Here is a 20,202-nt window from a genome sequence, read left to right on the forward strand (position 1 = left end):
ACCGTACATTAGTGTAGCACAATTCATGGGATATCTCAAGGGAAAAAGCACATTGATGATTTTCGACCGACACGCAAATTTAAAGTATAAGTACGGCAACAGACATTTTTGGTGTAGGGGATACTATGTTGATACAGTCGGTCGAAACAAGAAAGTGATAGAAAAGTACATACAAAATCAACTTGAGGAAGATTTTGCAAATGACCAAATTTCACTTAAAGAGTATGTAGACCCGTTCACGGGTAACAAGAATAAGTAAGCAAAAGAAAAACAGCCCCACGAGAGGGGCTGCTTGAAACAGTAATGCGATGGCAAACTTCAGTGCCGACTTTCAGAAAACAAGCCAGTAGGCGGCCCTTATAGGGCCTGTGCAAACCACCAGTTTAACTGGTGGTTATGATTTTATATTGATATTATAAGCAAATAATGTTAAAATCAATAATAGGTCATTTTGGTGATTTTATAATCAAAATGGATTATTAAGTTCTCAAGGAGGATAAAAAATGGGTAATTCAAACAAAGAGAGTGTTGCACTTCAGCGACTTGCTACTCTTTTTGATGACGGCATTTTTACTGAAATTGAGCCATTCACAAAAGGTGAAAATGGTGAGGTTGAAGTCGTTGCCGGTTACGGATATGTAAACGGTACCGAATGTTATGCTTTTGCGCAGGACAGTGATATAAACGGCGGTGCTGTTACTGTTGAGCAATGCTCAAAATTATTAAAAGTTTTTTCTTTGGCAAAAAAGACAGGATGCGGTATTGTCGGCATTTATGATTCAAATGGCGTTCAACTTACGCAAGGCTTTGAAGTTCTCAATGCTTTTGGCGAAGTCGTAAAGTCGGCAACTATGCTTTCGGGTGTTGTTCCGCAGATTAGCGTTATCGCAGGTGCTTGCCTGGGAACATCAGCTCTTATTGCAAATATGGCAGATGTTGTTGTTGCAAGCAAGGACAGTGATTTTTATATCACAGCACCAAGCGAAACAACAATCGAAGAAAGTGCACAAGCAGGAACAGTAGACATTATGTGTGATGATGTTGATTCTGCTATTTTGGAAGCAAAGAAGGTTGTTTGTATGCTTCCAAAGAACAATCTTTACAGTGCTCCGATGGTGGATTTTGAATATTCTGCACCATCTGTTTCGGCTGTTGAGGGCTGTTCTGTTGAAAATATTGTTGATTCTATCCTTGATTCAACTCTTTCTGTTGAATTCAAAGCTGAATATGGCAAGAATGTAATCACAAAACTTGGCACTGTTGAGGGTTCAACAGTCGGCGTTGTCGCTTTTAACAATGACGAAATTTGCCCTTGTTGTTCATATAAAGCAGAAGCAATGATTAAACTTTGTGATGCTTTCAACATTCCTGTTATTACTGTTGCAAATTCAACCGGTCTTACTAAAGGTAAGGACGCACAAATGCTTGTTGCGGCAACAAAACTTACTACTGCTTATGCAAGCGCAACTTGTCCAAAAATCAGCTTGATTACAGGACAGGCAATCGGTGCTTCATATATCATTCTTGCAGGAAAAGGCGCAAATGCTGATGCAACTTTAGCTTGGGAAAATGCTGTTGCTTCTCCTCTTGATGTTGAAGCAGGCGTTGCATTCTTGTATAACGACAGACTTGCAAACGGTGAGGATAGAGCCAAACTTGAAGATGAATACAAGCAAACTGTCGGTTCTGTATACACAGCAGCTGCTTGCGGTGCGGTTGATGATGTATTTGCACCTGAAGAAACAAGAAATAAGGTTTCTCAGTATCTTGACATGCTCATGAACAAGAGAGAAACTACTGTTCCAAGAAAACATTCTGTTAAATAATCGGAGGACATAAAAATGAAAAATTATACAATTACAGTTAACGGTACACCATACAATGTAACAGTTGAAGAGGGTAGTGCTTCTGCATCTGCTCCTGTTGTTTCAGCTCCGGCTCCTGCCGCAGCACCAGCTGCTCCTGCTCCTCAAGCTGCTCCAAAAGCAGCTCCTGCAGCTGCCGGCAGTGTTAAAGTTGATGCTCCAATGCCCGGTAACATTCTTGATGTTAAGGTTTCAAACGGCGCTTCTGTAAAGGCAGGTCAGGTACTTGTTATTCTTGAAGCAATGAAGATGGAAAATGAAATTGTTGCTCCTCAAGACGGCACTGTTGCTTCAGTTAATGTAAACAAGGGCGACACTGTGGAAGCAGGTCAAACAATTATCACTTTGGCATAAGAGGTGCACTATGGCTAAAATAGGAATTACAGAAACTGTTTTGCGTGATGCACATCAGTCTTTGATTGCAACTCGTATGAGAACAGAAGAATTTGTAGATATTCTTCCTCAAATGGACAAAATCGGTTATCATTCTTTGGAATGTTGGGGCGGTGCAACATTTGATGCTTGCCTTCGTTTCCTTGATGAAGACCCGTGGGAAAGACTTCGTACTATCAGAAAGAAATGCCCTGATACAAAACTTCAAATGCTTTTCAGAGGTCAAAATATGCTCGGCTACCGTCACTACAGTGATGAAGTTGTAGATTATTTTGTTAAGAAAAGTATTGATAACGGTATTGATATTCTTCGTATTTTTGATGCGCTTAATGATGTTCGTAACCTTGAAACAGCTATTAACGCAGCTAATAAATACGGCGGACATGTTCAAGCGGCTATTTCATACACAACAGGTCCTGTTTTTGATGTTGACTACTATTGTCACTATGCAAAACAGCTTGAAAATGCAGGTGCTTCATCAATCTGTATTAAGGATATGGCAGGTCTTTTGACTCCTTACGGAACTTACGATTTGGTTAAGGCTCTTAAAGAAACCGTTAACATTCCGATTCAACTTCACACTCACTACACTTCAGGTCTTGCTTCAATGGTTCTTCTCAAAGGTATTGAAGCAGGTGTTGATGTAATCGACACAGCAATGTCGCCGCTCGCAATGGGAACTTCTCATCCTGCAACAGAATCGATGGTTGCTGCTCTTAAGGGCACAGAATACGACACAGAGCTTGACCTCAAGGCATTGAGTGAAGTTAGAGATTTCTTTGCACCGCTTCGTCAAAAGTATCTTGACAATGGACTTCTTGATCCAAAGATGCTCGGCGTTGATGCAAATACTCTTCTTTATCAAGTACCGGGCGGTATGCTTTCAAACCTTAACAGCCAGCTTAAGCAAGCAGGCAAAGAGGATCAACTTGAAGAAGTTCTCGCTGAAGTTCCTCGTGTTCGTAAGGATGCAGGATACCCGCCACTTGTAACTCCGTCATCACAAATCGTTGGTACACAGGCTGTATTCAATGTCATTATGGGCGAAAGATATAAGATGGTAACAAAAGAATTTAAGGATTTGGTTGCCGGCAAATACGGCGCAACGCCTTGTAAGATTGATCCTGAATTCCAAAAGAAGATTGTCGGCGATGATGAGATTATCACTTGTCGTCCGGCAGATTTGCTTAATGATACTATCGAGCAGTTCAAGAGCGAAATCTCTGAATACTATGAGCAGGAAGAAGATGTATTGTCTTATGCTCAATTCGGTCAGGTTGCCGTTAAATTCTTTGAAAAGAGAAGAGATAAAAAATACGGACTTGACGGAAAGCACGATAATATCGAAACAAAGGTTCATCCGGTATAATAACAAAACATTAACAGCACTCTTGACGGAGTGCTGTTTTTTATGTATTATGTAAATAACAGATATTTAATGATTGGAGATGATTGTATTGAAAAAATTATGGTGTTTAGTTTTATCATTGATTATGATTGTAGGTATCACTTCACCTATTGTTGTTTATGCTCGCACAAAATCATACCAAACACACGCTAATTTAATCCAGGAAGGGGATTATTCTTGCGCAGATATCAGTGCCCAATCTATTTCTGTTGATACAAATACATTGAGTGAAGCAGAAAATACAATTTATCAAAGTCTTATGGAATGTGAAACTTTTTTTAATGTTGCTAAATATCAAATTCCGTTGAGCGAATTTAATATTATATATTCAAATGTTATAAATAATCATCCTGAATTATTTTATGTATCAAGCAATATCAGCTACACGTATCTTGAAAATCCGTTTCCGCATGCTTCTTCTGTTTATCCGGTATATACAATGTCACAAAACGAAATTGCATCAGCAAAGATTGATTTTGATAATGAATTAAATCGTATTATTTCTAAGACAGATAACACAATGACGGATTTGCAAAAAGCATTAACAGTTCATGATTATATATGCAGTTTGGCAATATATCCAAATATAGATAATAATAATGATAAGGATGTTTATCATTCGGCATATGGCTTTGTCAAAGACAGAAAAATTGTTTGTGCAGGATATGCACTCATTTATTCAGCTGTTATGAATAAGTTGAACATTCCTTGCCGTTATGTTATTTCAGACAAAATGAGCCACGCTTGGAATGCAATTTTTATCGACAACAAATGGTACAATGTTGATTTGACTTGGGATGACACTTCTTATTGCAGTACAAATGAAAATGATATGAGCAAATTTTCTCATACTAATTTTTTGAAAAGCCAAAGTGATTTTGAAACAAACAGAGGACACTATGATATAAAATATCCTGCCGGAATCGAGTGCACCGACGCCACCTATGATAACGCTTTCTGGAATAATTATATTTCAAATATATATACATATAAAGGTGATTATTATTATATCGACCTCGACAAAGATAATTTTTTAATCAATATTGTCAAAAGAGATTTGAACGGAAACACAACAATTATTAATAAAAATAATTATCTATGTGTATATGCAAAATATAGCAACGGTACATTTTCTCCATACGGCTATATGGTAAAAATAGACGATATTTTTTATTTTACAGCATCGGATAATACTTCCTCACACCTCTATTGCTATGATTTGTTGACAAATAAGGAGTATAAGTTTAAAGATTTTTCAGTTCAAAATGCAGTTCTCGGCGAAATAGACGGAACCCTCTATTATACACTGACTAATGACAATCGTAACTATAAATGTCTTGATAGGCTTGAAATGTTTGACAATTTATACCATGCTACTCCAACAAATCAAGAGTATAGTCCTTATATTGACACAAACAGAGATGGAATTATAAACGCAAAAGACTATGCTTCTATATATTTTTCACAAAAAAATAAACAAATTATTAACTAATCTTATTGACGAATGGTAAATTTTGTAGTAGAATAGTAGCGTTAAAATAATTTAGATACGGAGGGTATTATGAACGTATTGATTTTCGGCGGTACCGGACTTCTTGGCTCGGCAGCTGCACAAATTTTTATTGACAGAGGACATAAGGTAAAGACTATTGCTCTTCCTCCTCTTCCGGAAGGTGCTCCAATTCCAGAGGAAATGGAAATTGAATTTGGTAACTTCCTTGAACTCACAGACGAAGAACTTGAAAAGGCTATGACAGGCGTTGATGCTTTTGTTTACGCTGCAGGTGTAGACGAAAGAGTAGAATTCCCGGCTCCTGTTTATGATGCTTATAAGAAGTTCAACATTGACCCTGTTGACAGATGTCTTGCTATGGCAAAGAAGTGTGGCGTTAAGCGTTGCGTTGTCCTTGGTTCATATTTTGCATGGCTTGCAAAGGATCGTCCTGATATGAAGCTCTGCGAAAAGCACCCTTATATCCGTTCAAGAATCGACCAGGAAAATGTTGCATTCAAGTATGCTGACGACGATATGGGCGTAGCAGTTCTTGAGCTTCCATACATCTTTGGTACACAGCCGGGCAGAAGACCTGTTTGGGTTATCCTTATTGAGCAGCTTCAAAGATTTGAAAAGATGCCTTTCACAATGTATCCAAAGGGAGGCACAGCAATGCTTACAGTTCGCCAGGTTGGTGAAGCTATCGTTGGTGCTGCTGAGCAAGTTAAGGGCGCAAGAGCTTATGGTATTTCTTGCTACAACCTTACTTGGAGAGAATTCCTTAAGATCGTTTACAGAGCTATGGATGGCATTCCTGACAGAAAGATTGTTGATGTTCCAAAGTGGACATTCCAGGCTTTCGGTCTTGTTATGAGAAAAGACTATGCAAAGAGAAATGTTGATTCAGGTATCGATCCTGTAGGACTTGCAGACATTATGGGCATGAATCTCTTCATCCCAACAGATGACACAAAGGAACTCGGATGTACTCCTGACGACATCGAAGCAGCTATCTTTGATTCTATCACACTTTCAAAGGCTTCATTTGAAGGTAAGGCAAAGCTCCTCGATATGAAGGGTGAGTAATCCTGAATTAAAATACATATTTTAGCGGATAGGGAAACCTATCCGTTTTTTATTTGTGGATAAAAAATAAACCCAAGTATAAAACTTGAGTTTATAAAATATCCACACATCCGCCTATGCCGAATATAACCTGCTGTTAAACGCAGGTGGGCACCACCCAATAAATTTTGTGCTCCCAGCGTCCTGCAAAAGCAGGGAGGTCTGCATTCCCATAAATCGGAGTCTGGTTCCCTAAATATAAAAATTGTTCGGGTTATTTAGGCGATAGGTTGCCGAGATGCGCAGACAATATTAATTTATGTAATAACTATTCAATTATTACTGTTCAGGTTCAAAATATTCAACATCGAATTTTTCTTCAACCTTTGCCATAAGAATATCGGAAATTTGCTCATATTCCATTTCGTCTTGAATTTCCTCAAGGAATTCGTCGCCGTTTTCATCTTCAACAACCTTAAGAATAATTACTTCATAATCAGCGTCAACGATTTCTTCAGCGGTGTCGTGATATTCTGTAATAGCAACATAAACATCATCGTCTGTTTCGTATCTTTCAAGAAGTTCAAAGACAATTTCGTTTCCGTCTTCATCTGTAACAGAGAGAAGATCAGGTTCGTAGATTTCTTCGTTTTCCATAATTACACCTCATTTCTGCTCTTATTATAATATTAATATATAAATTAGTCAATAGGGAACATTCATTTGTAACTTTTTACATATTTTTTATATTTTTTTGAAAAAAACTATTGACAATCACCAAAAGGTGTGCTATTATTTAGTTGAACTTAAGGATAGTTCGATAATCGAAAGGAGGCTGGAGATATGAAACTTCAGATTGATACACCAGCCACCTATATAGTATCCCAATAGATAACGGAACTTTTTCAATCGAGATTATTAAAACGGAATTAATAACCGATTGAGCATCTTATGAGATATTAATTAGTTATTGCAGGGTTGGGTATAATACTTGTAGGTGTCGAAAAAAGTGAATAGTAAGGATATATAAGATTATCATCCTGCAGATAGTCAGAGTAGATGGCTCTTAAAATTCAAACAAATTTATTGTGAGGTAAACTCCAATGTACTAAGTATTATCTTTTTGGATTTTAATTCTAAGATAAAGAGGTAAATTCCAATGGGCTAAGAAATTTCAAATTAGTTTGATTTGAGGTACGGTCCGATGTACAATTAAAATTAAATAATAAGGAAATAGCTCCCGGCTTTATTAGTCGGGAGTTTTGTTGTGTGTAAACATAAAAAGAAAAGGGAAGTGAAAATCACTTCCCAAATTTACAATATTATAATTGCGATGCTTCGTATGCAACACCCAAAAGTGCCGAGTCACCACCGAGTTTCGTTCTTTCAATCTTGACATTACGGAAGTTTTCCATAAGTCTGTTGTAGATTTTTCTGTCAATCAGCTCAATGATATAATCTTCATTCATAATTCCTCCACCAATTACAATCAACGGTGGATTGAAAATATAAATAATGTTCATCAATCCGAGGATGATTTCATCAATCCATTTGTCAATTTCCGATCTGATTTCAGGCTTTGACATATTTTCCTTTTCAAAAATCTGGAAAGCATCAAGTGGTTCGTCAGAGATCTTATTAACTGCATTAATCAAAGCATTTGCAGAAGCATAGCATTCAAAGCAACCCTCGCCACCACAAGTGCATTGCTTACCGCCTGCGTGAGTTATCATATGTCCGAGTTCACCGGCAGCCGATGTTGAACCTTTATACAGTTTATTATCAAGATAAATAGCTCCGCCGATACCTGTGCCGAGTGCAAGACTGATGAAATCAGAATATCCCTTTGCTGCACCAAATCGAGCTTCGCCCAACGCAACAGCGTTTACATCATTTTCAACATAGGTCAAGATGCCTGTTTTGTTTTCAATAATGCTTTTTACCATCATTCCTGTGTAGTAAGGAATATTATCGGTTGAATAAACTACAATACCATTCTTGCTGTCTACCTGACCTGCGGTTGAAATAGCAACCCTGTCAATATTATCGTAGCTTTCAATAACAGCAATAATTCTCTGAATTATTGCTTGACCGCCTTCCTTTGCATTGGTAGGCATTTTTTGTTTTTCAGAAAGCTGAAATTTTTCATTACACAAAGCGTATTTTATAAATGTACCGCCAATATCGAAGCATAATATTCTCATATTAATCCTCCAAAGCCTTTACAAATCGTTTTGTAATATCCATCGGTCGTGTGATTGCAGTTCCGCAAACAGCACTGAATGCGCCTGCTTTGTATACTGCCTTAAGGTCGTCAGGACACCAAATTCCGCCTTCGGCAATAATCGGCTTGTCAAGTTCACTTGAGTATCTCTCAATAAGTTCACAATCCGGAAGTTTTCTGCCTTTTGTATACGGTGTGTATCCTGCCATTGTTGTGCCAATCAGGTCAAATCCAAGTTCAGCAGCCAGTTTGCCTTCTTCAAAGCAAGATGTGTCAGCCATAAAGAGTTGATCAGGGTACTTTGCACGAACTTCCTTGAAGAATTCCTCAAACGATTTACCGTCAGGACGAGTTCTGTTTGTTGCATCAGTCGCAATAATATCGCATCCGATTTCAACAAGTGCGTCTACTTCTTTCATTGTAGGAGTAATGTAAACATCGCTGTCCGGATACTCCTCTTTGATAATGCCGATAATAGGCAAGTCGACTCTTTCTCTGATTGCCAAAATATCAACTATTGTATTTGCTCTGATGCCAACTGCACCACCGAGCATAGCTGCATATGCCATTTTGGACATAATGTAAGAGTCGTAAAGTGGCTCTGTCTTTAACGCTTGACAAGAAACGATAAGACCGCCTTTGATTTTGTTTAGTATTTCATTTTTAATATCCATATTTTGATTATAACAATTAAAGTATCAAAATTCAATAATAATATTGAAATGTATTCTGTTTTATGCTATTATCTTTGTGGTGAAGAAATATGAAGAATTTAGAAAAATTCAAGGGAATTTTCGTAGCGCTCAATACAATTTACGATGAAAATGACGAAATAAATGTTAGCGAAATCCAAAAACTTGTTAAGGTTTATGAGTCAAAAGGTGTAAAAGGTGTTTATGTATGTGGCTCGACAGGTGAGGGCTTCTTGCTTTCAACAGAAGAAAGAATGCAAGTTGTTGAAGCTGTTAAGGAAGTTGCATCAGACGACTTTACAATTATTGTACATGTTGGATGTGCCGGAACAAAAGAAAGCATCAAACTTGCAAAGCACGCTGAAAAGGTTGGTGTAGACGCAGTTTCTGCTGTTCCGTCTGTTTATTATCATCTTTCTCCTGCAAGTGTTGAAAAGCACTGGAATGGAATTATTGATTCAACAGACCTTCCGTTTATTATTTACAATATTCCACAGCTCACATCTTTCAATCTTCCTCTTGATTTGTTTGAGAGAATGGCTAAAAATCCAAAGGTTATCGGTATTAAAAACTCTGAAGAACCTGTTTTCAATATGGAAAGATACAGAACTGTTGCAGGTGATGACTTCATCATATTTAACGGTTCCGATGAACAAATGCTCGGTGGCAGACTTATGGGTGCAAACGCAGGTATCGGCGGTACTTACGGTACTATGCCGGAGCTTTTTGTTGCACTGGATAATATGATTAACGAAAACAGAATTGAAGAAGCAAAGGTTTTGCAGTACAAAATAAATGATATAATTTTTGATTTGCTCAAATTACCATCACTTTACGGTGCCGCAAAGAATGTTATTTCTCAAAGATTCGGTGTGAATGCAGGCGTTCCGAGAAGCCCGTTCTTGCCGGTTGACAACGATGAAAAGATTACTGCTATCGTTAACAAAATTGAGAAATATGTATCTGAATTAGGAGAATAATTATGAGTGACGATTTCAAGGATGAGGTAACAGATGTTCAACTCGACCCACCTCTTGTTGTTCATAAAAAAACAGACGCCTCATATTATGACGGCGGAATCAATGTCGATATGAACGAAACTCATATCGAAGAAGAAAAAAAGCCAACTATTGAAAGACATAGATTCAAAAAAGACCCTGACAAGAAATCAAGCAAATTTCCTGTAATTCTTTTGATTATTGTTATTTTGGTTGGTGTATTTTGTGCGCTTTATTTTACTGGTAATATTACATTCGGCAACAAAAACGCTGAAAAAACTACAAAAGAAACTACAACCGAAACGACAACTTCGCTTGAACAAGCCTATGCAGGAACTATTGTTGTAAAGGGAACATATATCTTTGTTGATGCACAAGAAGTTGACGGAATTCAGGGACTTCAAGATGCTTTGAGATATGTTGACAAATCAACAACAGCATATACAATTATTGATGAAAATGCTGATCCTAATTTTCTCAACAACAATGTTTTGCCGATGTTGCTTGATATGGGATTTTATGACAAAAACACAAACATTGTTCATCAGGGATACACAGGCTTGATGGCTAAAGACGAAACAACAACAACTACTACAACTACAACTATTCAACCGTCAACTGCTCCAAGCACACAGCCTGCACAACAATAATTTAATTCAATACGATTTAGAAACGGTACAATTTGATTGTGCCGTTTTTCAGTGTAAACAAACTGTTAAAATTGTAAATAAATTGTTAACAAATCATTGACTGTTAGAAATAGTAAACATATAATATTTTTAATATAAATAAAGGGGAATATTATGTTAAAATCTATGACAGGGTTCGGCAGAGCCCAAAAGGAAATTGACGGTTATGTAATCACCGTTGAACTTAAGTCCGTAAACCACAGATATTTCGAGTTTTCGTCAAGAGTTCCTCGTCAATATGGCTTTCTTGATGAAAAATTAAAATCATATATTAACGGCAAAGTTTCTCGTGGTAAGATTGAATGTTATGTTACTATCGAAGCGTTGAACACCGACACGGCAGATGTTGTTGTTAATCACACATTGGCAACCGCTTATGTGAATGCACTCAAAGAGATTGCCGAAACATATGAACTTAAAGACGACTTTGGCGCATCAACTATTTCTCGTTTTCCTGAAGTTCTTGTTGTCAGAAAATCTGATGAAGATGAAGAAAAACTTTGGGGATATGTTCAAGAAGTTTGCTCTGAAGCAATTGACAAATTCGTTGCTATGAGAGAAGTTGAGGGTTCAAAAATGAAAGACGACATCTATTCAAGAGGTCAATTCATTTTGGACTGCGTTTCATATATTGAGGAGCGTTCTCCTCAAACTGTCAAGGAATATAACGACAAACTTGTTGAGAGAGTTCACGAGCTTTTGGGCGATGTTTCCCTTGATGAAAGCAGAATTTTGCAGGAGGTTGCTATTTATGCCGACAAGGTTGCCGTTGCAGAAGAAACAGTCAGACTTCGTTCCCACATCGAACAACTGAATACATTCATTTCATCCGATGAACCTGTTGGCAGAAAAATGGATTTCTTAGTTCAAGAAATTAACCGTGAAACCAACACAATCGGTTCAAAGGCAAACGATGTTGACATTGCACGCAAAGTTGTAGACATCAAAGCAGAGGTTGAAAAAATCAGAGAGCAAATTCAAAACATCGAGTAATCGACTATCGGAGATACAAATGAATTTAGTTAACATAGGATTTGGAAATTTAATCAATGCCGATAGAGTTATTTCCGTTATTTCACCCGAAAGCGCACCTGCAAAAAGACTTGTGCAAAAGGGCAAAGAGGACGGGACTTTGATTGATGCAACTCACGGCAGAAAAACCATGAGTATAATAATTACCGACAGCGACAATGTTGTTTTGAGCTATATGGACTTAAAGCAAATTGCCGTACGCTTTGGTGTGGAGGTGCAAAATGACGAATAATAAAGGCTTACTGATAATCTTATCTGCACCAAGCGGATGCGGAAAAGACACAGTATTTCAAGCAATAAAAAAGCTACGAAACGATGTTGTGGAATCTGTTTCCGCAACCACACGCAAGCCAAGAGAGGGCGAAGTTGAAGGGGTAAATTATTACTTCAAGTCAGAATCCGATTTTCAGCTTATGGTAGTTAATGATGAATTGCTTGAATACGCAAGATATAATAATTGCTACTACGGCACACCGATTTCAGGTGTTGAAAAAGCAATCAATGATGGCAAAATTTGCTTTTTGATTATTGATGTTCAGGGTGCTCAAAGTATTTTGAAAGTTCGCCCTGACGCAGTTTCAATTTTCTTGTTGCCACCAAGCCTTGAGGTCCTTGAAAAGCGACTTGTGAATCGCTCAACAAATGACATCGATGATGTAAAAAATCGTATGAAAATTGCACAACGGGAAATTGATATGGCGCCACTTTACAAATATACAGTGGTCAATGATGATTTGGACGAATGTGTAAATACAATAAACAATATAATTAATAAAGAGTTGTTAACTCTTAACAGTAAGGAGATTAAGTAAATGTTCAATCCGGATTTAAAGAAAATGTTAAATAATGTAAACAGCAGATACAGCCTTGTTGTTGGCACTGCAAAAAGAGCAAGAGAAATCAGAGATGAGGCAATCGAAAATAACGCCATTCTTGACGAAAAGACCGTTTCTACCGCTATTGAAGAAATTTGGGACGGCAAGTATGTTATCGAAGAGCCTGATTCAATCAAGTCTAAATAATGAAAGCAGTTGTTGCAACTGTTGCTGTTGACAATACCTTTTTTAGTTTTGACACAGATTATAGCTATATCGTGCCAAACTCTATTCTTGAAAATGCACAAATCGGTTCAAAGGTTTCTGTGCCGTTTGGCAGAGGCGATAAAACAAGAGACGGTATTATTATTGAGCTTGTTGAAACCGATTTGGAAAAATCAAACAATCTTAAAAAAATAAAAAGCATTGATGAAAAGCTGTTGGATGACGAGCTTGTAAAACTTGCAGTCTGGCTTAAAGAAAGATGCTTTTGCACAACTTATGATTGTTTAAAGCAGATGCTTCCAAGAAAATACGGCGTTTTAAAAGGGAAGTCAGAGCGAATGGTTAGGCTTCTTGTCGATGATGAAAGCGAGCTTTCGCAAGTTACAAAAAAGCAAAAAATAGTTTGTGATTTACTTTTTGATATCGGCACGGCAGGGGCAAATGAAATCTGCGAATTTTGCAGTGTAGGAATTTCTGTTCTCAAGAATTTAGAGAATAACGGAATAATCGAATTCTATTCAAAAGAGATTTATCGCAATCCGTATGAAAACAAAGAGGTTCTTGACAACAGCGAGATTTTACTTTCTGAAGAACAACAAAAAGCATACTTAACAAACAAAAATATGCTCGGCTCCGGCAAATCGGGGCTTCTTTTCGGTGTTACAGGAAGCGGAAAAACACAGATTTATCTCAAACTGATTGATGATGTTATCGAAAACGGCAAGGATGTAATCGTTCTTGTTCCCGAAATCGCTTTAACACCTCAAACGCTTTCTATCTTTCATAGAAGATACGGAGATAAGGTAGCCGTTATTCACAGCGGTTTGTCACTTGGCGAAAGAAACGACGAATATAAGCGAATCGACAGAGGCTTGGCAAAGATTGTTGTCGGCACAAGGTCTGCTATATTTGCACCTGTTCACAACCTTGGACTCATTGTTATGGATGAGGAACAAGAGCAGACTTATAAATCTGAGCGCACACCTCGATATAACGCAAAGGATATTGCAAAATTCCGAGCAAGGTATAACAAGGCTTATTTTCTTATGAGCTCCGCCACTCCGTCTATCGAAACATACAGCAACGCATTGAACGGAAAATATGTTCTTTCAACTGTAACTCAAAGATACGGCAATGCTGTTTTGCCGAATGTTATCACCGTTGATATGAAAAACGAAATGAAAAACGGCAACAAAAGTCCGATTTCATCAATACTTCTTCAGCATTTAACAGAAACAATTGATAACGGCAAGCAAGCCATTTTGCTAATTAATCGCAGAGGTTACAATACCTTTATTGCTTGTAACGAATGCGGACATGTTATTACTTGTCCTAACTGCTCAATTTCTTTGACATATCATAGCTATAACAATAGGCTTGTGTGTCATTATTGCGGTTATACCAAAAAGCTTGACAATATCTGTCCCGAGTGTGGCAGTGATGCTGTCAGATACAGCGGCTTTGGCACGCAAAGAATTGAGGAAGAACTTCAAGCATTGCTTCCCGATGCAAAAATTTTGAGAATGGACGCTGACACAACAACAGCTAAATTCTCGCACGAAAAACTGCTTGAACAGTTTGGTAATAAAGAATACAACATATTAATCGGTACTCAAATGGTGGCAAAAGGTCTTGATTTTGAGGATGTAACCCTTGTCGGAGTTGTCAATGCCGATAACTCTCTTTATGACCAAAACTACACGGCAAGTGAGCGTTCCTTTGACCTAATCACGCAGGTTGTCGGAAGAGCCGGCAGGCGTGACAATTCTGGAACAGCGATTATTCAAACTGTTAATCCGCAAAACGAAACTATTGATTTTGCATCACATCAGGATTATATCGGCTTTTATAATAACGAAATTATGATTCGTAAGTTGATGATTTATCCACCGTTTTGCGACATTTATTCAGCAACTTTCACAGGTGAAAATGAAAATACCGTTGCACTCTGTTCAAAGGCATTTTTTGACCGTCTTGTTGAGTATAACAGTGATGAATACAAGGATATAAAACTTGTTGTTTTAGGTCCTACTCAAGCAAAAATCTCAAAAATTAATAATACATACAGGTATCGTTTGGCAATCAAGTGTAAAAATTCACAAAGAATTCGCCAAATGATAACAAAAATCTTAAAAGATGTTAACAAAGATAAGGTATATTCCAAAGTAAGCATTAGTATTAGCTTAAACCCACCGGATATATCATAAAAAAGAGGAAATATTATGGCTTTAAGAAAAATTGTTGAAATGGGCGATCCTGTTTTAAACAAAAAATGCAGAAAAATAGAAAATTTTGATGAAAAACTGTCAACACTTATTGATGATATGTTTGATACAATGTATGAAGCTAACGGTGTAGGACTTGCTGCACCGCAGGTCGGAATGCTCAAAAGAGTTGTTGTTATCGACTGTGGCGACGGACCGATCGAACTTGTAAACCCTGAAATCACAATGTCAGAAGGCGAACAAATGGAAACAGAAGGTTGTTTGTCAGTTCCGGGCAAATACGGTGTTTGCAAGCGTCCTGCAAAAGTTCAGGTTAAAGCACAGGACAGAACAGGCAAGTGGCATATCTACACAGGCGAAGAGCTTAAAGCAAGATGCTTCTGCCACGAACTTGACCACCTTGAGGGAATATTATTTGTATCAAAAGTTATCGGAAAGTTGGAAGGCTGATGAAAATTGTATTTATGGGTACTCCTGATTTTGCTGTACCTTGTCTTGAAAGCTTAATTGAAGCAAAGCACGATGTTCTTGCTGTTTTTACACAACCGGACAAACCTGTTGGCAGAAAGCAGATTTTGACCCCACCTGAAGTAAAGGTTTGTGCTCAAAAACACAACATTCCTGTTTATCAACCCGAAAAAATCAAAGGTTCAAATGCAGTTGAAATTTTAACAGAACTTGCTCCTGATATAATTATTGTAGTTGCTTACGGCAAGATTTTGCCAAAAGAGATACTTGAAATTGCACCATACGGTTGCATAAATGTTCACGCATCAATCTTGCCGCTTTACAGAGGCGCTGCTCCGATTCAATGGGCTGTTCTCAACGGTGACAGGGAAACAGGCGTTTCTATTATGCAAATGGATGAGGGACTTGATACAGGAGATGTATTCTATGTAGAAAAGACCGAAATCGGTGAAAACGAAACAAGTGCTGAACTTTTTGACAGATTGTCCGCAATCGGTGCGAGTGCTCTTGTTAAAACTCTTAATATGATAAAAGACGGCACTGCCGTTGCAACAAAGCAAGCTAATAAAAAATGTCAATACGCATCTATGATAAACAAATCAATGTGCAATATTGACTGGAATAATTCGGCAGACAAAATCCACAATCAAGTCAGAGGATTGCAAACCTGGCCTGTTGCCACAACAACAGTTAATACTAAAGGCTTAAAAATTCACAAAACCATTCATACAGACATCACTGCAAATAAAGCGGGTCAAATTGTAGATAATAAAAACAAGCTCGTTGTTTGCTGTGGTGACGGACATTGCCTTGAAATTCTTGAGCTTCAGCTTGACGGAAAAAAGAGAATGGATGCAAAATCATTCCTCCAAGGCAACAATATTGAAATCGGTACAATTTTAGGAGAGTAGTATTTTATGGGATATTATATGATGTATTATATGACAGGCTTTATTATGGTTCCTGTTTTTATCTTTGCATTAATTTGTCAATCATCTGTTAAAAAGAACTTTCGCAGATATTCGCAAGTTATCAGCCGTTCCGGAATGACCGGTGCTGATGCCGCATGGCGACTTTTACAGCTCAACGGAATTAATGATGTAAAAATCAAAAAGGTCGCCGGCACTCTTACAGATTATTATGACCCAAGAACCAAGGAAATTTGCCTTAGCGAAGATGTATTCGACTCTCGTTCAATTGCTGCAATCGGTGTAGCTTGCCACGAAGCAGGTCACGCTTGTCAGCATGCACAGGGTTATTTTCCGCTTAAAATAAGAAATTTTGTAATTCCTGTAACAAATATCGGTTCATCACTTGGTATTCCGCTTTGCTTAATCGGTATGTTCATCCGTTCTGAAACAATTGCATATATCGGCATTATACTTTATTGCTTTGTTGCATTGTTCCAGCTTATCACATTACCGGTTGAATTCAATGCAAGTAAAAGAGCACTTGAAACTATTGAATCAAATCATTTCATGACAGATTCTGAATATTTTGGTGCAAAGAAAGTGCTTACTGCCGCAGCTTTAACTTATGTTGCTGCTTTGGCATCTGCTCTTGCAACTATTTTCAGGCTTTTGCTTGTAGTTAACGGTGGAAACAGACGATGAAGAACAGCAGACTTGCATCATTTGACATACTGTATGATATTTTAAAAAACGGAGCATATTCAAACATTGCGGTTGACAAAGGTCTTGCAGAGGTTAATAGCAAGGACAAAGGATTTACTTCAAGACTTGTTTACGGTGTTATAGAACGCAAACTCACACTTGATTATTTCATCGACAAACACTTGACTTCAAAAACAAAACCAAAGGTCAAAATAATCCTTTATATCGGTGCATACCAGATTTTATTTATGGACAAAGTTCCTGATGCTGTTGCAGTTTTTGAAACCGTTGAAATAGCAGATTTAATCGGTCTTTCGTATTATAAAAAACTGATTAACGCTGTATTACATAAAATTATTGAATGTAAATCGGAACTTGATGAAACGGATGATTTGAGCATCAAATATTCCTGTCCGTCTCACCTTATCAATATGTGGAAGAAAATGTACGGAGAGGAAAAAACTCTTGCTACACTTCAAGCAATCAACAACCGACCTCCTGTTTTTGCAATTCCAAACAGAAAGTTTGTTGACGAAGGCGAACTTCAGTATGAACTTTTAGATAACGGTGTTGAATGTGAAATATACGGTGATGTTGTAAAAATTAACTCATCATTTGATTTAAGTAACATTAAGGCATTTAAGGACGGTTTGTTTTATATTGAAGATTACAGTTCATATACCTGTGCAAACGCTCTTGAATGTAAAAAAAATGATGTTGTACTTGATATTTGTGCTGCTCCGGGCGGTAAAACATTTACTATGGCTCAAAGCGGAGCAAAGGTGTATGCTTTTGACTTGTACGAACACAGAGTTGAACTGATAAAAAAATCTGCTCAAAGGCTTGAATTAGATAATATATCAACGAGCATTAATGACGCTCTTGTTTATAACAGCGAAATGCCGATTGCAGACAAAATTCTTTGTGATGTTCCGTGCAGCGGTTTTGGAATAATAAGAAGAAAGCCGGAAATCAGATACAAAAATCTTGATGATATTAAGGAATTACCACAAATTCAATACGATATTTTAAGTACTTCATCAAGATATTTAAAGAATAACGGCAGAATTATTTATTCTACCTGTACTCTTAATAAAAAAGAAAATGAAAAAGTTGTTGAAAATTTTTTAAACGACAACATTAATTTTAAGCTTATAGACAAAGTCACTGTTTTCCCAAGTGAAAATGGTGGTGACGGATTTTTCTATGCAATAATGGAAAAGATAAATGACTGATATAAAATCACTTACATTTGATGAATTAAATAACGAGATTCTTTCAATAGGTCTGCCTAAATTCAGAACAGGGCAAATCTATTCGTGGTTACACGAAAAGGGCGTCGATTCATTTGATGAAATGACAAATCTTTCAAAAGATTTAAGAGAAAAATTAAACCAAAACTATTTTATACCGTCCGTTGAAATAGAAGATAAATATGTTTCAAAAATTGACAGCACAGTAAAATATCTTTTCAGATTATACGATGGGGAATATGTTGAAGCCGTTATTATGAAATATAAATACGGCTACACTATTTGCATTTCCTCACAGGTCGGCTGTAAAATGGGTTGCAAATTCTGTGCTTCTACTCTTGCAGGATTCAAGCGTAACTTGCTACCGGCCGAAATGGAATCACAACTTCACACCGCACAAAAGGATTTAAACATTAGAATTTCGCATATAGTTCTTATGGGTATTGGTGAACCGCTTGACAACTACGATAATGTAATTAAATTCATCAGAACAGTAAACAACGACAAAGGCTTGAATATTTCAATGCGTGATATAACGCTTTCAACCTGCGGAGTTGTGCCAAAAATGTACGATTTGGCAAATGAGAACATTCCTATTACATTAACCCTTTCGCTACACGCACCAAATGATAAACTCCGCTCATCAATGATGCCTGTAAACGATAAATGGGGTGTAGATGAAGCAATTAATGCTTGCAAGAATTATGCAGAGGTTACCGGCAGACGAGTATCGTTTGAATACACACTTATAAACGGCGTAAATGATACTACCGAATGTGCACATGAACTTGCAGATAAGCTAAAAGGAATGCTTTGTCATGTTAATTTGATACCTGTAAACGATGTTGAAGAACGAGGCAATGTTCGTTCAACGGATAAATCAATTAAAAATTTCTGCGAAACCTTGTATTCGCTTGGAATAAATGCTACAATAAGAAGAACGCTCGGTTCGGACATTAACGCCTCTTGCGGACAATTAAGACGCAAGAAGAACGAAGGTGGTAACATATGAAAATAGTTGCTAAAACAGATAAGGGTTTAGTCAGAGAAAACAATCAAGACGCATATGCAGTCGGTGAACTTCCGGGAGAAGTTGCATGGGCTGTCGTTTGTGATGGAATGGGCGGTGCCGCAGGAGGTAATATCGCTTCTGCTCTTGCCGTTAAGGTTATCAGCGATAAAATAACATCATCATACAACGAAAAAATGCGAGATTCATCAATCAAAAATCTTCTTGATTCTGCTATTACTGCTGCCAATATCGAAGTTTATGATATGGCATATTCAAGACCTGACTTAAAGGGAATGGGCACAACCGTTGTTGCTGTTGTTGTGCGTGATAATGTTGCGCACATTGCACATGCAGGTGACAGCAGAGCATATCTGGTTAACAAAGACGGGGTTGAACAAATTACCGTTGACCACAGCCTTGTTCAAAATCTTGTTGACAGAGGCGAAATCACAAAAGAAGAAGCAGAGCACCACCCTAATAAAAATGTCATTACCAGAGCTCTTGGCGTTGATAAAAGAATTGATGTTGATTTTTCAGAAATTGATATGCAAGAAAACGAAACACTTGTTTTGTGTACTGACGGACTCAGTAATTGCGTAAACAATTCCGAAATGGCAGAAGATATCAAAGACGGTCAATACTATGCTTTTGCCGACAGATTGGTTAAAAGAGCGAATAAAAACGGCGGAAACGATAATATTACAGTTGTTGCGATTGCAATTTAACATAT

22 protein-coding genes and 1 other RNA gene are annotated in these 20,202 nt (G+C 37.5%); 19 read left to right on the forward strand and 4 right to left on the reverse strand.

Annotated features, from left to right (window positions below; genetic code table 11):
- The 6 genes from tnpA to B5D29_RS04745 all read left to right on the forward strand — a co-directional run.
- Positions 1 to 259: IS200/IS605 family transposase (gene tnpA, locus B5D29_RS04720; protein WP_143406724.1), on the forward strand; the 259-nt coding region annotated here is incomplete at its 5' end.
- Between the two features lie 244 nt (positions 260 to 503).
- Positions 504 to 1,826 (forward strand): carboxyl transferase domain-containing protein, encoded by a 1,323-nt coding sequence (locus tag B5D29_RS04725; RefSeq protein ID WP_078768438.1) that lies wholly within the window; start codon positions 504 to 506, stop codon positions 1,824 to 1,826.
- Positions 1,827 to 1,841: 15 nt separating this feature from the next.
- The gene (locus B5D29_RS04730; protein ID WP_078768439.1) at positions 1,842 to 2,219 is read left to right on the forward strand and encodes a biotin/lipoyl-containing protein; all 378 of its coding nucleotides are present in this window, start codon (positions 1,842 to 1,844) and stop codon (positions 2,217 to 2,219) included.
- 10 nt (positions 2,220 to 2,229) lie between these two features.
- The gene (locus B5D29_RS04735) at positions 2,230 to 3,627 is read left to right on the forward strand and encodes an oxaloacetate decarboxylase subunit alpha (protein ID WP_078768440.1); all 1,398 of its coding nucleotides are present in this window, start codon (positions 2,230 to 2,232) and stop codon (positions 3,625 to 3,627) included.
- Between the two features lie 88 nt (positions 3,628 to 3,715).
- Positions 3,716 to 5,158: a transglutaminase domain-containing protein gene (locus tag B5D29_RS04740; protein WP_159443402.1), complete on the forward strand. Its 1,443-nt coding sequence runs from the start codon at positions 3,716 to 3,718 to the stop codon at positions 5,156 to 5,158.
- Positions 5,159 to 5,227: 69 nt separating this feature from the next.
- Positions 5,228 to 6,247: an NAD-dependent epimerase/dehydratase family protein gene (locus B5D29_RS04745; RefSeq protein ID WP_078768442.1), complete on the forward strand. Its 1,020-nt coding sequence runs from the start codon at positions 5,228 to 5,230 to the stop codon at positions 6,245 to 6,247.
- Positions 6,248 to 6,342: 95 nt separating this feature from the next.
- Here the strand turns inward: B5D29_RS04745 and ssrS are convergent.
- The 4 genes from ssrS to B5D29_RS04765 all read right to left on the reverse strand — a co-directional run bounded on the left by ssrS (position 6,343) and on the right by B5D29_RS04765 (position 9,124).
- Positions 6,343 to 6,538: non-coding RNA, 6S RNA (gene ssrS, locus B5D29_RS04750), on the reverse strand.
- A gap of 27 nt (positions 6,539 to 6,565) precedes the next feature.
- Positions 6,566 to 6,883 (reverse strand): DUF1292 domain-containing protein, encoded by a 318-nt coding sequence (locus B5D29_RS04755; RefSeq protein WP_078768443.1) that lies wholly within the window; start codon positions 6,881 to 6,883, stop codon positions 6,566 to 6,568.
- A gap of 665 nt (positions 6,884 to 7,548) precedes the next feature.
- A complete protein-coding gene (locus B5D29_RS04760) occupies positions 7,549 to 8,430 on the reverse strand; it encodes an ROK family protein (RefSeq protein WP_078768444.1) in 882 nt (293 codons plus the stop codon).
- 1 nt (position 8,431) lies between these two features.
- Positions 8,432 to 9,124: an N-acetylmannosamine-6-phosphate 2-epimerase gene (locus B5D29_RS04765; protein ID WP_078768445.1), complete on the reverse strand. Its 693-nt coding sequence runs from the start codon at positions 9,122 to 9,124 to the stop codon at positions 8,432 to 8,434.
- An 89-nt stretch (positions 9,125 to 9,213) separates the two neighbouring features.
- On the opposite strand from B5D29_RS04765, the gene B5D29_RS04770 reads away from it, so the two are divergent.
- From B5D29_RS04770 to B5D29_RS04830, 13 genes are all read left to right on the forward strand, one after another.
- Positions 9,214 to 10,122 (forward strand): dihydrodipicolinate synthase family protein, encoded by a 909-nt coding sequence (locus B5D29_RS04770; protein WP_078768446.1) that lies wholly within the window; start codon positions 9,214 to 9,216, stop codon positions 10,120 to 10,122.
- A 2-nt stretch (positions 10,123 to 10,124) separates the two neighbouring features.
- A complete protein-coding gene (locus B5D29_RS04775) occupies positions 10,125 to 10,790 on the forward strand; it encodes a hypothetical protein (protein ID WP_078768447.1) in 666 nt (221 codons plus the stop codon).
- Between the two features lie 153 nt (positions 10,791 to 10,943).
- A complete protein-coding gene (locus B5D29_RS04780) occupies positions 10,944 to 11,822 on the forward strand; it encodes a YicC/YloC family endoribonuclease (RefSeq protein ID WP_078768448.1) in 879 nt (292 codons plus the stop codon).
- Positions 11,823 to 11,841: 19 nt separating this feature from the next.
- On the forward strand, positions 11,842 to 12,093 hold the full coding sequence (locus B5D29_RS04785; RefSeq protein ID WP_078768449.1) for a DUF370 domain-containing protein: 252 nt from the start codon (positions 11,842 to 11,844) through the stop codon (positions 12,091 to 12,093).
- Positions 12,083 to 12,673 carry a guanylate kinase gene (gmk, locus tag B5D29_RS04790; RefSeq protein WP_078768450.1) on the forward strand — a complete coding sequence of 197 codons (591 nt, stop codon included), beginning with the start codon at positions 12,083 to 12,085 and terminating at the stop codon, positions 12,671 to 12,673. Before B5D29_RS04785 ends, gmk begins: the two co-directional genes overlap by 11 nt.
- Positions 12,674 to 12,883 carry a DNA-directed RNA polymerase subunit omega gene (gene rpoZ / locus B5D29_RS04795; RefSeq protein ID WP_078768451.1) on the forward strand — a complete coding sequence of 70 codons (210 nt, stop codon included), beginning with the start codon at positions 12,674 to 12,676 and terminating at the stop codon, positions 12,881 to 12,883.
- On the forward strand, positions 12,883 to 15,108 hold the full coding sequence (gene priA / locus B5D29_RS04800; protein WP_078768452.1) for a replication restart helicase PriA: 2,226 nt from the start codon (positions 12,883 to 12,885) through the stop codon (positions 15,106 to 15,108). The genes rpoZ and priA overlap by 1 nt, the downstream gene beginning before the upstream one ends.
- Positions 15,109 to 15,123: 15 nt before the next feature.
- Positions 15,124 to 15,576: a peptide deformylase gene (gene def / locus B5D29_RS04805; protein WP_078768453.1), complete on the forward strand. Its 453-nt coding sequence runs from the start codon at positions 15,124 to 15,126 to the stop codon at positions 15,574 to 15,576.
- A complete protein-coding gene (gene fmt, locus B5D29_RS04810; protein WP_078768454.1) occupies positions 15,576 to 16,505 on the forward strand; it encodes a methionyl-tRNA formyltransferase in 930 nt (309 codons plus the stop codon). Before def ends, fmt begins: the two co-directional genes overlap by 1 nt.
- Positions 16,506 to 16,511: 6 nt before the next feature.
- Complete coding sequence (locus B5D29_RS04815) at positions 16,512 to 17,207, forward strand: zinc metallopeptidase (RefSeq protein WP_242941746.1); 696 nt, start codon at positions 16,512 to 16,514, stop codon at positions 17,205 to 17,207.
- Positions 17,204 to 18,442: a 16S rRNA (cytosine(967)-C(5))-methyltransferase RsmB gene (rsmB, locus tag B5D29_RS04820; RefSeq protein ID WP_078768455.1), complete on the forward strand. Its 1,239-nt coding sequence runs from the start codon at positions 17,204 to 17,206 to the stop codon at positions 18,440 to 18,442. The genes B5D29_RS04815 and rsmB overlap by 4 nt, the downstream gene beginning before the upstream one ends.
- Positions 18,435 to 19,472, forward strand: coding sequence for a dual-specificity RNA methyltransferase RlmN (gene rlmN / locus B5D29_RS04825; RefSeq protein ID WP_078768456.1), 1,038 nt, complete (start codon positions 18,435 to 18,437; stop codon positions 19,470 to 19,472). The genes rsmB and rlmN overlap by 8 nt, the downstream gene beginning before the upstream one ends.
- Positions 19,469 to 20,197, forward strand: coding sequence for a Stp1/IreP family PP2C-type Ser/Thr phosphatase (locus B5D29_RS04830; protein WP_078768457.1), 729 nt, complete (start codon positions 19,469 to 19,471; stop codon positions 20,195 to 20,197). The genes rlmN and B5D29_RS04830 overlap by 4 nt, the downstream gene beginning before the upstream one ends.
- The last annotated feature ends 5 nt before the right edge of the window (positions 20,198 to 20,202 follow it).

The organism is Eubacterium coprostanoligenes (assembly GCF_900167205.1).
Taxonomy (GTDB): domain Bacteria; phylum Bacillota; class Clostridia; order Oscillospirales; family Acutalibacteraceae; genus Eubacterium_R; species Eubacterium_R coprostanoligenes.